Consider the following 15114-nt stretch of genomic DNA (forward strand, 5'->3'; position numbering starts at 1 on the left):
TCATGAAAAAATATATTCTTCTTATTGTGTGTGTGCTGACTGTTACCGCTTGTGAAAAGTATGTAGACATCAAGAAAAGCGGGTCCCAGTCTTTTATTGAAACAACAAAAGATTGCCAGCTGATACTGGATAATTATGATCTGTTCAACATCAACTACCCGGTAGACGGGGAGATTGCTGCAGATGATTATTACCTGGATGATAACCGTTATAATTCAGATGTGATTACACTGGAAGATAAAGCGCTGTATACGTGGCAGCCTAACGCGATCCGTGCAGCGTCGACACAGTGGGTAGCATCTTATAATAAGATCTATCACTGTAACCTGGTGCTGGAAGCGCTGGAGAAAATTAAGGGAACAGATCAGCCGGCAGTGATCAGCAACCTGCAGGGTAGCGCCTTATTTCTGCGTGCCTATGCTTTATGGCCGCTGGCACAAATGTATATTAAGCCCTATGGCGCCGCTACCATGCAGGAACCGGGTTTGCCTATCCATACCCGTTCAGATATCAACGATGTTCCGGGCAGGGGAACGGTCAAAGAAACATATGACGCCATTGTAAATGATCTTACCCAGGCAGCCGGTTTGCTCAGCAATACCTCCAGTATCTCTTCCCGGCCCAACAAAGCGGCCGCACTGGCCATGCTTGCGCGTGTTTATTTGTCGATGGAAGATTATCCCAATGCCTTATCCGCTGCAGATGCCGCGCTGAAGCTCAAAAGCGACCTGCTTGATTATAATACACTCGAATTGGGCAGCTATAATCCTTTCCCGCGTTTCAATAAGGAAGTAATATTCCATGCGGTTATTGATCACCAAAACAGTGTACTCGAAGTGGGCTTTGGTGACGAAAATAAAGCATTGATTGACCCGGTGATAATCAGTGCCTATCAAAACGATGACCTGCGGAAGCAATTGCTCGTTAAGGAAAACCTGGACGTGCCCGTGCCTTCAGGCACTTACCGCTTTATTGGCAACTACGAGGGTGCAGTGGGTTCATCTGCCTTGTTTAATGGGCTTGCTGTAGATGAGTTATACCTGGTACGGGCAGAATGTTATGCCCGCGCGGGACAAACCGCCAACGCCGTAAACGACATGAATACTTTACTCGCTACCCGTTGGGTGAGCGGAACATACCCCGGCTTTACCGTGAGTAACGCAACCGATGTCCTTACTAAGATTCTTCTGGAACGTCGTAAGGAATTACTGATGAGAGGACTCAGGTGGACGGATCTGCGAAGGCTGAATAAAGACAACCGTTTTGCAAAGAATCTTTCCCGCGTGGTGAATGGAACGGTGTATACGCTGCCTGCCAATGATCCCCGTTATACGCTGCTGATACCGCAGGAAGTGATCACCAATTCTAAACTGCCGCAAAACAGCCGGTAGCCTGATACACAATAACAGCGTGCTTCACGTGAATTCATAAATTTACGATATATAGTATTTTTTTAAAAAGCTAATTTGTATTAACGTGCTGATTTAAAGAGGAATATGTGATGGTATGCTTCTTGAATACAAGCGTGTCATTATGAACAACAGCATTTTAGGATTGCACCATATTACCGCCATTGCTGGTAGTGCACAGGAGAACTTAAATTTTTATACCCGGACCATTGGCCTGAGGTTAGTGAAGAAGACAGTTAACTTCGACGACCCCGGAACTTATCATCTTTATTACGGCGACGAAAGCGGGTCTGCCGGAACTATCCTTACATTTTTTCCGTGGGAAGGAATCGGGCAGGGACGCGAAGGTGTGGGGATGGCTACCGAAATAGGCTATGCTGTTCCGGCCGGAAGCCTGGAGTTTTGGTTAGACCGATTTGCAAAGAAGCAGGTAAAGACCAGCGAAATCGCGGAGCGTTTTGGAGAGCAGTTTTTTTCTTTCCGTGATCCGGATGGCTTGTCGCTAAGCCTTATTGTTCCTAAAACCGAAGATAACAGGGCGCCCTGGGAAACCGATGAGATTAAGAAAGATACAGCTACCAAAGGGTTCCACAGTACCACGCTGACGTTACGGAAAATTGACGAAACCGCGAAAGTGCTCACCGATATCCTGGGCTACCGTTTTCTTTCGCAGGAAGGCAACAGGCACCGTTTCATTACAGACGCCGTGGATACCGCAGCTATCATAGATTTATTGGAAGTTCCGGATGGCCAGAGAGGCATAGGCGCGGCAGGAACGAACCACCACGTGGCCTTCCGCGTAAAAGATGAACAGGTGCAGATGGAAGTCCGGGAGAAAGTATTAAGCAGGAACCTGCAGATTACGCCAAAAATCGACCGGGATTATTTCTTCTCTTTGTATTTCCGGGAGCCGGGTGGGGTGCTTTTTGAAATCGCCACAGAGAACCCGGGTTTCACAGTGGATGAACCCTTAAATGAGCTGGGGACCCATTTGATGTTGCCTCACCAACATGCGCATCTGAGAGAGGATTTAGAAAAAGTGCTTCCAAAATTGAGTTAAAGAAAAAGTTATGCAGGAAATACTGAAAGCCGGAAAGCCCCTGGAGGCCGCACAAAAGGTTTTGATCATGGTACATGGCCGCGGAGGCTCAGCGGAGGATATTTTATCGTTGGCGGCGGAATTGAATACAGCTGCATTTGCCCTTATTGCTCCCCAGGCGAAAGGCAATAGCTGGTACCCGCAATCGTTTTTGGCGCCCAGGGCAGCAAATGAGCCGTTTCTCTCTGGATCCCTGAGTTTTTTGGAAGATATCGTACAGGATCTTGAAGAAAAAGGGTTCTCAAAATCACAGATCTTCCTGTTGGGATTTTCGCAGGGAGCCTGTCTTACACTGGAATTTGCCGCATCCAATGCCGCAAGATTTGGTGGCATAGTTGCTTTTACCGGTGGGGTTATAGGCGATCACGTTGACCACAACAATTATAAGGGTGATTTTGATGGTACGCCGATTTTTATCGGAAGCAGTGATCCGGATTTTCATGTACCTGTGAACCGGGTGAAAGAAAGTACTATATTGCTGGAGGGAATGGGTGCAAAAGTAACTGAAGTCATTTACAAAAATATGGGTCATACGATCAGCCGCCAGGAAATAGCGCAGGTAAACAAATTAATTTTTGGCGCATAACCGGGCGCGCTAAAGGGGGGAGTTACTTATTTAAGTAGGGCAGGTCAGTGAATGAACCAGGACATCTATAAAACTGTTATTAAGAATCCAGAAATAGAAGTTTACCATTTTATTGACCTTTAGATCTTTTTCCTATGAGTATTTTAGGTATTGTACACACCATTATCGCTGTTATTGCTTTATTATTTGCCATAGCGGCATTGATAAAGGAGGGTATTATCAATCCTTTTTCCGGCACGGGCAAAATATACAGTATACTTACTGTTATCGCCTGTGTTACTTCCTTTGGGCTTTCCAAAGAAGGGGGCTTTAATCCCGGCCATGGTATCGGGATACTGATCCTTATTTTACTTGGGGTTGCCTATTTGCTGGGGCGCCAGGCGGCCAGGAAAAGGGGGTTGTTGCTGATACAGGTACTTTGTATGACGCTTACCCTGTTCCTTTCCCTGATACCGGCAGTCAACGAAACGTTATTACGTGTGCCGGTAGGGCATCCGCTATCCGACGGACCTACTTCTCCCATTGTGCAGACCTGCATTAAGGTTTTGCTTGGGCTGCTGGTGGTAGGGCTGGTGTTGCAGTTTTTTAAAATAAGGCAACCGGCGAAGTAGACACAAGCTATTAAAAGAAAGAGGGACTGATTTTTTCAGTCCCTCTTTCTTCATTTATAACCGTTTATGCTACCCGTGCTTTGCCAAATCAATCATCGTACTCATCTCTTCTACAAAAGCATCGCTCCCCGAAGAAGTTCCACCAAGGGAACGGAAACGGATCATACCATTTTTATCAATCACAAACTTTGCCGGGATGCCCTGTAACTTGTATCCTGCGGCCGCTTTATTGGTTTTAGCCACCGGGTCTTTTAGATCCATCAGCAAATTAAAAGTGTATTTGTTGGTTCGCAGGTAGTTGTCTGCACTCTTCACAGGATCAGCATCTGTTTCCCAGGTATGAATAAAAAGAAACACTACACTGCTGTCATCTTTAAATTTATTCACTGCGGCCTGCATGTTGGGAAAGGAAGCTTTACAGGGGCCGCACCAGGTAGCCCAAAAATCCAGGACAACTGTTTTTCCCTTGTAATCGGAGAGGGAAACCGTTTTCCCGTTTACATCCGTTACCGAAAAGTCGAAGGCCGGTTCTTTAATCATTTTTTTTGCCAGGTCAGCGTTAATCTTTTCTTTCAGTGCGTCATAAAGCGCACGCTCATAGGCCACAAAGCCCTGGTCACTTCCTTTTACCGTGATATAGGCGTTTTTAAACTGTGCCTTTACTTCCTGTGAAGCCCTCCCGTTTTTGATGCTTTCCTCCATTAAGGGGAAGGCTTCGGTAAACTCCCGGTTGGCTACCAATAAATTTAAATAAGTGTCATTGAACGTCTTGTCTTTTTTATCGTCCTGCGCATACACCTGGCGGGCATATTTCAAGCCATCTTTATACTTTTTATTGGCATACAGGATAGCTGCGTATTGCCTCGCGTAAGTATAGTAATCAGCCGACTTTTCGGCGGATCTCCGCATTTCATCGCCAATAGATTTTTTGATCAGGGTTTCTGCCAGCACGTACTCTTTCCGTGCATCCCTTGCCGCGTATGAGAATGCTTTGGTTTTATAAACAGTGTCCCGGATCTGGTTCAGGTATTGCATCACTTTCCCGGGATTGTTTCTGAAAGAAACCGCTACATAATATTTAGCCGCATCGAAAAAGAAATGTCCTTTAAGCGTTGGGTTTGATCCAAACCGTGACACAAACAGCTTATACTTTTTTTCATTCTCAGCACCATTGGTTTCATTATAGATCTCTCCCAAAGCTTCATCAAAAGCGGCAAAGCCGTCAGGGAATTTCCGGATAGAAAGCCGTGCAATGGAATCTCTCTTATTTTGATTGCGTGTAGTATTGTAATAAGAAACCAATAAATTCAGATCTTCTTCTACATCGCTTTTAGAAAGTGCTTCCAGTTTCTTTTCCAGCTGGACGGAATCTTTCTGGTTTAACAGCTCCGTGAGTTTAGGATCAACGGGGCCACGGTTTTGCGAAAATGCAGCTGTGGTGATCAATAATAAGAAACATATTTTCAGATACTTCATTTTCTGCGAATTAAATTAATGATCTGTTTTTTTGACTTCTGTAGAATCAGCCTTCTTCAGCAGTTGAGCCGCCTTCTCTTTGTTCCCTGCTTTTACATATAGTTCCGCCATTTTTTTATAGGTGGCCGGAAAGTCCATACTCCAGGGGTAAAGATCGAGTTGCGACTGATAACAGTCGGCTGCCAGTATATACAGAGATGCCGGCAGGTTGTCTTTTCCTGTGACCGCGTCTGTAACAGTTGAAAATCGAGGATAGTCGTTGTGTTTGAGCCATTCCTTTCCAAATTCCACCGCCTTTTCAGGGTTTGTTTTAGTCAAAGCATAAAAAGTATAATGGCCGGTATAAGGGTAGTATTTGAGTTCCGGATTTTTGGCAAGAATTGAATCAATTCTTTTTAAGGCGCCAATAGGATTTCCCGGGTTCCCCATGAGAGGATTCATAATTGGTACAAGGTTGTTGTCGATGACTGACAGCCGTTGCCATTCCTTTCTTTTTTCGGCGGCGTCTTTAATATCCCAGGTGCCTGAAATGATCTGGGGCAGCACTTTGTCCAGATTTTTGGGTGGGCCGGCCCAGGCAATCCTTCCTTGCTGGTCCACCACAAATGAATAGGGGATTCCCCGCTCGCCGTATGCTTTCATCCAGTTCTCCGCCATCAGGGTACCCTGTTCGGTGGCTACGTTGTAGTCCATCTTTTCCCCCATCCCGGCAACAAATTTTTCTATAATCGGCAAAGTGGTTTCTTTGCGTTCATGGATGCTTACGCCCAGCACGGTCACTTCTTTTTTATATTTCTCCGCCAGCTCCGACAGATGGGGCATCCCGGCGATACAGGGTTGGCACCAGGTAGCCCAGAATTCAACCACATATACTTTGTTCTTTTCAAAAGCGGTTATCTTATCTCCCTTGAGCCAGTTGGAAATGTACAGGGGAGGGGCGGGCTCTCCAAGCATTTTAACTTTCGTATCACTTTGCTGTGCCTGTACTCCTATGGTGCAGCAAATGATTGCTGTCAGCAAACGTAGTTGCCTGTTTATTTTTGTTAGCATGCCTGTCGGATTAGTTGTAACCTTGATTTTGAGTAAGATTTTTATTGTATAAAATCTGATTGGCCGGTACCGGGAACAACACAGCGGTGGACTTCCAGGTTGGTTTTTGCGGGCCAAGAACAGCGTCAGCCCTGCCTGTTCTTCTTAAATCGAACAGGCGATGGCCCAGTTCAGCAAACAGTTCATGCGCCCGTTCTTTTTCAATTGCCAGCAGCATGGTGCTTTGGGTGTTGGCTGTTGTACCGGTAAGACCTGCACGGGTTCTTACTATATTCAAATCTTCTGCTGCACTGCCTGCCCCGGTTACTTTACCGAGTTGCGCCCTGGCTTCTGCCCGGATCAGGTATTGTTCTGCCAAACGAAGCAGTACATTAAATTCATTTCCGGCAGTGGCGTCACGTAGCTTGTACTTATAAGGATAGTAATAGGTAATATTACCTATCGGAAGTGGTTTAAGCCACTTAGCCATGCGCTGATCGTCAGATTCAAAGCTGGCCGCCAGTGTTGGATAAATCACATAGTTGGGCGTGGTGCCTGACGGAACAAAATTACGGCCGAAAATAGAGTAGCCGTAAAAAGTAAAACGTTGCCAGATCACTTCGTTGCTGGTATTCAGGAAAGCACTGTCCAGGCTTTCCAGTTTATAAGCGCTGTTATTGATCACCGTTGTTGCCTGCGCCTCCGCATTTGCGTAATCTTTGATGTATAAATACACCCGGGAAAGAAGCGCAGTGGCGGCGGCTTTGTTGGCCCTGGCCCGTTGTGCGGACGGATATGCATCTGCCAGGTTGTTTTGCGCGATTTTCAGGTCGCTGATGATCATCTCATATATTTCTGCCTGTGGCGCCCTGGGCAATGTTAAATTCACGCTATTTACAGTGCTGGTTACCTTTGGTACGTCTCCATATAAATTAGTGAGATAGAAATAAGTGAAGGCGCGCATAAAATACGTTTCACCAAGCAATTGCTGCTTCACCGCAGGAGATACACCAGTAGAGCTGTTGAGTCCTTCAATAGCTGAATTAGCCGCAAAAATAACCGCATAGGCGTAGTTCCAGGTATTGTTTACATATCCGCTGGAGGTAGAGATGGTATTGGTTTTAAACTCGTCCAGGTAAGTAGCGGAACTCAGGTAGATATCATCCGCCGCTGCGCCACCGAGGGCGGTGGCAGCACCCAGTAAAGAGTTTTCCGTGCTTCCGCTGGCGGGCAGCAGGTTACCGTTGGCGTACAGGCCCAGAACAGAACTCAGCGCTGTTGCATCATTGAGGAAAGCTTTATCAGCGCTCACCTGGTCAATCGGTACATCTACCTCAATAAATTTTTTACAGGAAGCGGTGGAGAGCAACACTCCCGGTATTACAACCAGGCAGATCTTATGTATGGAAAGTAATTTCATGTTGATGTCAGGTTTAGTGTTAGAAAGAAGCATTCAAACCAAAAACAATAGTACGCAGTGCCGGCATTCCTGGTCCCCCTTGACCAGCTCCCATTTCAGGATCAAATGCATTTTTGTATTTCGATATCGTAAAAACATTTTGTGCCTGGGCATATACTCTCAGATTAGCCAGCTTTGCAGCCGTAATCCAACGTTTTGGGAAATTATAAGCCAGGTTCACATTCTTCAGCTTCAGCCAGGACGCATCGCCATAAAATGCGGTGGAGCTGTTATAATAGAAGCTGTAAGCATTATATGCCGGATTACTTGAATTGGCCGTTGGTGCGCCAAACTGCGTATTATCTTTCGGCTGTTTCCAATGGTCCAGTGTAGTGGTGTTCTGGTTGTTCATAGAGCCGAGAGATCCTGCTACGCCATTGATATAGCCATTCTGATGTTTGAACTGGAAGAAGAAGCCTAATTCAAAGCGCTTATAGGTAAAATTATTACTTAAACCGCCATAGTATGGATTACCAATAGGCGTTGGTTGCTGATCCACCAGGTAAGAGGGGATGCCATTTGGATTGGCAGTTTGATAGGTAACTATCCCGGTATTGGGATCTATCCCATTAAAAATGTACTGCCTGCTAAACGGCACGGGATAGCCTACCATAAACTGATTGGCATAGAAGCTCAAACTGGCGAGGTTATCGAATTTGGAGATCTTTGATTTGTTGATGGTGAAATTGAATGAAGTAGACCACCTGAAATCATTTCTTTCAATGTTCTTCGTATTCAGCTCAAACTCGAGTCCCTGCGCCTGGATGGTGGCAGGGAAGTTCCCCAGATAGCTTGTAAAGCCCACTTGTCCGGGTGTTGAAATATACAACAGCTGGTTACCTACTGTATTCCGGTATGCAGCAGCAGTGAACTGTATCCTGTCTTTCAGGAAACCCAGTTCCAGTGCCAGTTCTGCTTTTTTGTTACTTTCCCATTTGATATCCGGGTTGGCGAGCCTTGACGGATTTTGTACCGTTATTCCCTGATATCCGCTGGTAGATCCGCTGGCCGTATAGGTAGCCAGGTTTTGATAATTGGGGATTTGATCATTGCCTGTAACACCATAACTGCCGCGTAATTTACCAAAGCTTAAAAAGGAGAACTGATCTTTCACAAACGGCTCTTCTGAGAATACCCACGCGGCGCCTATTGCACCGAAGTTTCCAAATTCATTGTTCAGGCCAAAACGGGAGGAACCATCTCTTCTCATGGTAGCATTCAGAATATATTTACCCTGCCAGTTGTAAGTGATTCTTCCAAAAACAGAGCTGAAATTATAATTATCGTAGGCGGTTCTCGCGGAAAGCGTTCCTGCTGCCGCCATACTACCCAATAAGGCATCGTTGCTGTAGTTGTTACCGGTAGTGGTGTTGGTGATGCTGGTATTGGATTGAAAAGTGCTACCCAGTAGCGCCGTCAGTTTACCTTTTCCAAGATCTTTAATGTATTCCAGCTGGGGTTCTGCAATATAGGATCTTGCGGAAGTAGCGCCAAACACCGCATTGCTTACAGCCGCAAAGTACGACGGATTAAGTGTGGAAGATGGGAACTGCGCATTCTGGTCAAAATTAAGAGAAGTATAGCCCAGGTTTGCTTTCAGGCTCAATCCCGGAAGAATCCTGTATCTCAGGCTCATGTTGCCGATCAGGTTTGCTGTGGCCGCCTTGTATTTCTGTGCCAACAGGGCATATGGATTATACTGTATAAGCGGGGAGAAGTTGAATGCCCCGGTAGAAGTATAAGGATCATAGTTAGGAGGAAGATTATAATAACTGCTTAGATCTCTTGTTGGTAAATTGTTTTTATCATAAGAATAGGCGGCAGATATTAACGCATAAAATCTCCTGTCTTTTGAAGTATGGTCAATGTTCAGTCTTGCTGAGATCCTGTCTTCCGCAAAACTTCCGGGGAAAACAGTGCCCTCATGATGATAACCGGTACTAAAGGCAAAATGGGTATCCTCGTTGCCGCCGCTCAATGTTCCCTGTGCATCCGTGTAGCGCGCGGTGCCGCCCAGCAGGTCATCCTGCCAGTTTCTGAACTTAGTCTGGCTCCAGGTGGTTAAATCAGGGGCATTAGCCGTAGTAGGTGTTACCTTGTCATTGGCAAAGGCTTCTTTACGCAGGGCTAAATACTGTTCGCCATTCAGCATGTCTATTTTATTGCCTACTTTCCCGATGCCGGAACTCAGGTTGAGATCCAGTTTGGTTTTACCGGCTTTCCCTTTTTTAGTAGTGATCAGAATAACGCCGTTGCCTCCTCTGGCGCCGTAAATGGCCGTAGCATCTCCGTCTTTCAATACATCTATACTCTCAATATCACCGGGATTCAGGCTGTTCAGCGGGTTTACGGTACCATTGGAGCCTGTTTGGTAAACGCTTAAACTAAAATTGAAAGGAACACCATCTATCACGTACAGTGGTTCCACACCACTATTGATAGAGTACTGTCCGCGTATTTTGATGGAAGTGCCTGAACCAGGTAATCCGTTGGACTGGGATACTTCAACGCCGGCCATCCTGCCTTGCAGGGCATTGATCACATTGCCAACAGGCTGGTCCTGTATGGTTTTTGAGTTCACCCTTGCGATGGAGCCGGTCAGGTCTTTACGGGTAGAGGTGCCGTAACCGATCACTACTACCTCATTCAAACTGCCTGCAAGCGGTGAAAGCACTACTCTTACAGAAGTTTGGTTCCCCAGGTCAATTTCCTGGGTTTTATAACCGATATAGCTAAAAAGAAGTGACCTGCTGCCGGTTTCCGGAATGGTGATATTAAAATGGCCATTCTGATCGGTAGCTGTACTGAGGCTGTTGTTGTTTTTTACCCGCACGGTAACACCGGGTATCGGGTCTCCGCTTTCATCCATCACAATTCCCATCACCCGGATATCCTGTGCAGTTCCGGCAGGGTTTTTCTCTGCCGGGGAAATCAGGATCTTGTTGTTTAGCTCTGTTATCCGGAAATCTTTAGCATCAAAGAGCAGGTCTAATAGCTCTCTGACAGAGCGTTTCCCGAGTGGGAGATTAAAGTCTTTAAGGCCGGCCAGATCTTTATCGCGGTATACAAACCGGAAATCAGTTTGCTGTTCTATCTTTTTAATGGCTGAAAAAACGGACTCGTTATGGAGTTCTACCATCACTTCTACCCTGGAGGTGCCCTGCCCGTTGCCAGGCGTCGCCGATATCAGTTGAACCGTTGCAAAAGTGATAATAGCTGTAATCAAGCTTAAACGCATAATCTGACGAATTATGTATCGTGAGTTATTAAAAGTAGAAAGGTCAGGACAGACTTTTCCTCCCTCTGCTGGTTGTGCAGAAAATTTCATAATTTTAAATGTTTAAATGATTCTCCAAATTGTTTAACAATTTGCTCCAATTAGCGTTGAAGCAAAACAATTACAGCTCCCTGTTTAGCGACAGGGAGTTTCTATCAAATGCGCAGGTGATATAATTCTTTCCTCATCTTTTGGTTAATAATGATTAATTGCCGACTGGCAGCCTGATAATTGGTTGATTCGTGAGTTGGTTGGTAATTGATTGTTAATTATTGCAATTTTTTCCGGAGATTATAATTTCCCCTGGCAAGGTTTTATATTCTGCATCGTTAAAGGATGTAATGACTTTAATGATTTCATCAAGACTTTCCCCTTTCAGGAAGGTGGCTGTAAAGCGACAGTTTTTTCCCTGGTCATTTAAGAAGGTGACTCTGGTATTGAACCTTTGAGAAAGTACCGCGGCTGCTTCTTCCATCGTAATATTCTCAAAAAACAAATCGTTTTGCTGCCATTGCACTATTTCTTTCGCCTGCACTTTAACCAGGTCGGGCTTCTTGTCACCGGTATGAAAAACCATTTGTTCATTGGGTTCCAGGATTCCCAATACTTTATGCTCATCGGCCACGCTGACCCTGCCCCTGGTCACTGTTACGATAATCTCATCGTTGCCATTCAGCGCTTTTATGTTAAAGGCGGTGCCTAATACGGTTGTTTTCAGTTTTCCTGATTGTACAATAAACGGGCTGGCCGGATTGTGCAGAATATCAAAGTAGCCTTCGCCTTTCAGCGTCACTGTTCTGGTGGGTCCGGTAAATTTTTCAGGATATTCCAGTGTACTATTGTTGTTCAGTATAACAGTGCTTCCGTCTGGTAGTACGATCTTTTTATGTTCTGATCTGGCAATGGCATTTACCACGGGGAAACGATCAGCGGTGTTTTGTTGGCCGGAATACTTTGGATAAAAGAAAGTGGTTCCGAAACAGAGCAGGACAAATGCTGCAGCCCAGCCCATCCAGGGCCGGAGCCATCGCATACGGGAGGGCTGGTCTGATTTTACTACCTGCTCAAAAATCCGGTCGGCCGCCTGATTATCCAACACTAATTGCTCTGTGCCGTCATCCCAGGTTTCCTCCATCAAAGCCCTTATTTCATTAAGATCATTGTCCTTATGCCCTATGAATTGCATAAGTTCGGCCTCTTCAGCACTGGTGATGGTGTTGCCGGCATATTTCTTAATCAAATATTCGATTCGCTCTTTTTTCATAAAACTCTTGTTGAACAGGTTGTTCAAAGCCCTTTATAATATCTGACGAACCAAAATTGGAAAAGGAGTAGGGGGAGAAAAAAAATAATTATTTACATATCCCGAGCAGCACCAGCGAGATCAGGGGCAGGGAATTACCGTCCTTAAGATGTGCTTTTAATGTTTTTACAGCTTCCCTGAGATGCACCTTTACGGTTAAAGGGGAGATATTAAGTTTTTTTGCTACATCTTTTTGTTTTAGTCCTTCTATGTAGCACATTTGATAAACGAGTTTCTGCTGTTTGGGCAGCTGATCTATTGCCATAGCCATATAAGCCCGGGAGTCTTTAAGCATGATATCCTCTTCGGTGGCATTGTCCTGGTCAGACCATTTGTGTTTGCCTTCATTGATGGTTTTGTAATCCAGGGCCCGTTTCCTCAGGGCGTCTAAGGTGAGATTATTGGTAACGGTTCTGATAAATCCCCCAAAATTGCCTATTTCGGGTAAGCCATCTCTTTTTACCCAGATCTTTACAAATACTTCCTGTACAATTTCTTCAGAAAGTTCTTTTGATTTCAGGTACCTGAAGGCGTATGTAAACACCCGGTTGCTATAGGCATCGAAAATTAGGCGAAATGCTCGTTGATCACCACCGGCTACTTTTAATAACAGCGATTTATCCTCCCCTAATTCTCTGTTTTGCATACACAAAGTTAACATATTAACCATAAATTTTCAGGGTATAAAGGGCTCATTTCCCGGCAGTGATCTTATTTCCTGTCAATTTGTTAAATTGTAGGAAGCATCACCCTTTAAATCGTCCCATGTCCGTAAAAACCACCGGTTGTTATTCCCTGTTGCTGCAGGTGTCGGTCCTGGTTATCTGCTGGCTGAGTTCCTGCAGGGAGGAGCCTGCCCGGGAAGTCCCGGATCATCCAAAACTGGTGGAGGCCATTCTCGACAGCACAAATGACCTGTTAAACGTGGGGAAAGTCCAGGAGTCGATCCATTACCTTGACGCTGCTTTTCAGCAAATTCCTGCGCCCGGGCCAATTGATCAGTGGGAGAAGTATAACCATAAGGTCAATTTCTATCTGAACTATGATTTTAACCTGAAAAAAGCCCGGTTAAATGCAGATAGCATGACTTTTATCTTGAAGGGTAATGAAGAAAGATATAAAACCGAATATGCCAATGCCATTTTCACCAAAGGCCATGTGTTGTTGGCAGAAAGAAGATATGCAGAGGCTTTTAAATACTATTATGACGGGAGAACCTTCGCGCATCAGCACCTGGACAGCTGCAGTTATTTTGAATTTACGAGTAAGCTGGGGCTGGTCAGGTATAGCCAGGGACAATATTTAAAAGCCATTCCCTATCTGAAACAGGCGCTTAGTGAAAATGCGACCTGTAAGACCGGTGACAGGTTCAATAAGTACTTCTCATTCCGGCAAAGCACATTAACCGCTATTGCACTGGCGTATGAACTGGCGGGCATGCCTGATAGTGCGGTTTATTATTATCAAAAAGGACTGGCATTTATTGACCAGAATGCCCATAAATATCCTGAGAGAAAAAACTTTATTGAAACCTCCCGTGGGGTGATGTATGGCAACCTTGGTGGTGTTTATGCAGAACAGCACCAGGACAAGGAAGCGGAACACTATTTAAAAGAGAGTATCACCGTTAACAGTAGCCCGGATCATGATTTCCAGGATGCCCAAACGGCAAAGCTGAAGCTGGCAGGGCTTTATGTGAGGCAGGGACGCTTCAAAGAGGCGGGCGAACTACTGGATCAGCTGGAAGCATACCTGGGCAAAGAGGGGAACAACCCGACAAATGAAAATCTTCGCCAGAGATGGTATAAAGTAAAATGGAATTATTTTGATAAAACCGGGCAGTATCAACTGGCCTATCCATTTATAAAGAAATATCAAAGGGCGCAGGACTCTGTTAGCAAGGTCAGTGCCGGGTTAAGGGATATTGACATGGATGCTATCTTCAAAGACACGGAGCAGCAATATAAACTGGCCCTGTTAAAAAAAGATAATGAGCTGAAAACCGGCTATCTGACCGGGTTTGTGGTTTTTTCTATCATGGTGGTTGTTATCCTCGCAGGGGTATGGTATAGCCTGAGACGTTCCAAAGAGCTCAACAATAAGCTGGCCCAGAAAAATGAACAATTACAAATGGCGCTTGGATCGCTGGAACAAAGTCAGCAGGAGAATACCCGTATCATGAAGATCGTTGCACACGACCTGAGAAATCCAATAGCTGCCGCCGTCAGCATCGCCACGCTGCTACTTGAAAATGAAGAGTTGCAGCCAGCAGACAGGGAAATGCTTGGGCTGATGAAAACTTCCAGTCTTCATTCCCTGGACATGATAGCCGACCTGCTGAATATGAATATCACCGCAGAAGGTTTAACAAAAGAGCCTGTTGAAATACACACTCTGCTTCGTTATTGTATTGACCTGTTAAAGTTCAAGTCAAGTGAGAAGAACCAAATGATCACATTGCATACCGAAGAAATAGTGATTCCTATAAACCGGGAAAAGATCTGGAGGGTGATCAGCAATATTGTTGTAAATGCAATGAAATTCAGCCCCGAAGGATCTGTAATTAATGTAGCCCTGGTCGACAAGCAAGATACTGTTCAGATCAGCGTAGCCGATCATGGCATAGGAATACCCGAGAATTTAAGGAACAGGGTTTTTAGTATGTTTACAGATGCCAAGAGACAGGGTACTTCGGGAGAGCAGTCTTTTGGTTTAGGATTGGCTATTTCCCGGCAGATTGTAGAAGCGCATGAAGGTAAGATCTGGTTTGAAAGTAACGCCGGTGATGGTACCACTTTTTATGTGGAGCTACCGAAAAGAAGATAAAAAAAGCCCTACAGTGTTAATTGCAGGGCGTTAGCGGTT

Annotated in this window: 11 protein-coding genes; 5 read left to right on the plus strand and 6 right to left on the minus strand. The window is 45.2% G+C overall.

All coding sequences use genetic code 11. From position 1 onward, the window contains the following. Positions 1 to 2 precede the first annotated feature (2 nt). The 4 genes from PV783_RS16400 (at position 3) to PV783_RS16415 (ending at position 3705) form a co-directional block, all read left to right on the plus strand. Positions 3 to 1391 (plus strand): RagB/SusD family nutrient uptake outer membrane protein, encoded by a 1389-nt coding sequence (locus tag PV783_RS16400; RefSeq protein ID WP_420988785.1) that lies wholly within the window; start codon positions 3 to 5, stop codon positions 1389 to 1391. Positions 1392 to 1533: 142 nt separating this feature from the next. Then, the gene (locus PV783_RS16405) at positions 1534 to 2469 is read left to right on the plus strand and encodes a ring-cleaving dioxygenase (RefSeq protein ID WP_420988786.1); all 936 of its coding nucleotides are present in this window, start codon (positions 1534 to 1536) and stop codon (positions 2467 to 2469) included. Positions 2470 to 2479: 10 nt separating this feature from the next. Continuing rightward, entirely contained in the window at positions 2480 to 3094 is a 615-nt protein-coding gene (locus PV783_RS16410) for an alpha/beta hydrolase (protein WP_420988787.1), read from the plus strand. A 134-nt stretch (positions 3095 to 3228) separates the two neighbouring features. Continuing rightward, positions 3229 to 3705: a hypothetical protein gene (locus PV783_RS16415; RefSeq protein ID WP_420988788.1), complete on the plus strand. Its 477-nt coding sequence runs from the start codon at positions 3229 to 3231 to the stop codon at positions 3703 to 3705. A gap of 69 nt (positions 3706 to 3774) precedes the next feature. On the opposite strand, the gene PV783_RS16420 is transcribed toward PV783_RS16415, so the two are convergent. From PV783_RS16420 to PV783_RS16445, 6 genes are all read right to left on the minus strand, one after another. Continuing rightward, a complete protein-coding gene (locus tag PV783_RS16420) occupies positions 3775 to 5181 on the minus strand; it encodes a TlpA family protein disulfide reductase (protein ID WP_420988789.1) in 1407 nt (468 codons plus the stop codon). Positions 5182 to 5196: 15 nt separating this feature from the next. Continuing rightward, positions 5197 to 6231, minus strand: a complete 1035-nt coding sequence (locus tag PV783_RS16425; RefSeq protein ID WP_420988790.1) for a thioredoxin-like domain-containing protein — start codon at positions 6229 to 6231, stop codon at positions 5197 to 5199. Positions 6232 to 6241: 10 nt separating this feature from the next. Beyond that, positions 6242 to 7630, minus strand: a complete 1389-nt coding sequence (locus PV783_RS16430; RefSeq protein ID WP_420988791.1) for a RagB/SusD family nutrient uptake outer membrane protein — start codon at positions 7628 to 7630, stop codon at positions 6242 to 6244. 19 nt (positions 7631 to 7649) lie between these two features. Further along, a complete protein-coding gene (locus tag PV783_RS16435; protein ID WP_420988792.1) occupies positions 7650 to 10907 on the minus strand; it encodes a SusC/RagA family TonB-linked outer membrane protein in 3258 nt (1085 codons plus the stop codon). 304 nt (positions 10908 to 11211) lie between these two features. Continuing rightward, on the minus strand, positions 11212 to 12210 hold the full coding sequence (locus PV783_RS16440) for a FecR family protein (protein ID WP_420988793.1): 999 nt from the start codon (positions 12208 to 12210) through the stop codon (positions 11212 to 11214). Positions 12211 to 12298: 88 nt separating this feature from the next. Further along, entirely contained in the window at positions 12299 to 12895 is a 597-nt protein-coding gene (locus tag PV783_RS16445; protein WP_159454166.1) for an RNA polymerase sigma factor, read from the minus strand. A gap of 119 nt (positions 12896 to 13014) precedes the next feature. Between PV783_RS16445 and PV783_RS16450 the strand changes: the two genes are divergently transcribed. Next, positions 13015 to 15075: a tetratricopeptide repeat-containing sensor histidine kinase gene (locus PV783_RS16450; protein ID WP_420988794.1), complete on the plus strand. Its 2061-nt coding sequence runs from the start codon at positions 13015 to 13017 to the stop codon at positions 15073 to 15075. Positions 15076 to 15114: the final 39 nt, after the last annotated feature.

Source organism: Chitinophaga sp. CC14, assembly GCF_048957795.1.
GTDB classification, from domain to species: Bacteria; Bacteroidota; Bacteroidia; order Chitinophagales; family Chitinophagaceae; genus Chitinophaga; species Chitinophaga ginsengisegetis.

Bases quoted from the DNA above. Each gene is read 5' to 3' on its own strand.
- PV783_RS16400 (WP_420988785.1), top strand. From the start codon at position 3: ATGAAAAAATATATTCTTCTTATTGTGTGTGTGCTGACTGTTACCGCT.
- PV783_RS16405 (WP_420988786.1), top strand. From the start codon at position 1,534: ATGAACAACAGCATTTTAGGATTGCACCATATTACCGCCATTGCTGGT.
- PV783_RS16410 (WP_420988787.1), top strand. From the start codon at position 2,480: ATGCAGGAAATACTGAAAGCCGGAAAGCCCCTGGAGGCCGCACAAAAG.
- PV783_RS16415 (WP_420988788.1), top strand. From the start codon at position 3,229: ATGAGTATTTTAGGTATTGTACACACCATTATCGCTGTTATTGCTTTA.
- PV783_RS16420 (WP_420988789.1), bottom strand. From the start codon at position 5,181: ATGAAGTATCTGAAAATATGTTTCTTATTATTGATCACCACAGCTGCA.
- PV783_RS16425 (WP_420988790.1), bottom strand. From the start codon at position 6,231: ATGCTAACAAAAATAAACAGGCAACTACGTTTGCTGACAGCAATCATT.
- PV783_RS16430 (WP_420988791.1), bottom strand. From the start codon at position 7,630: ATGAAATTACTTTCCATACATAAGATCTGCCTGGTTGTAATACCGGGA.
- PV783_RS16435 (WP_420988792.1), bottom strand. From the start codon at position 10,907: ATGCGTTTAAGCTTGATTACAGCTATTATCACTTTTGCAACGGTTCAA.
- PV783_RS16440 (WP_420988793.1), bottom strand. From the start codon at position 12,210: ATGAAAAAAGAGCGAATCGAATATTTGATTAAGAAATATGCCGGCAAC.
- PV783_RS16445 (WP_159454166.1), bottom strand. From the start codon at position 12,895: ATGCAAAACAGAGAATTAGGGGAGGATAAATCGCTGTTATTAAAAGTA.
- PV783_RS16450 (WP_420988794.1), top strand. From the start codon at position 13,015: ATGTCCGTAAAAACCACCGGTTGTTATTCCCTGTTGCTGCAGGTGTCG.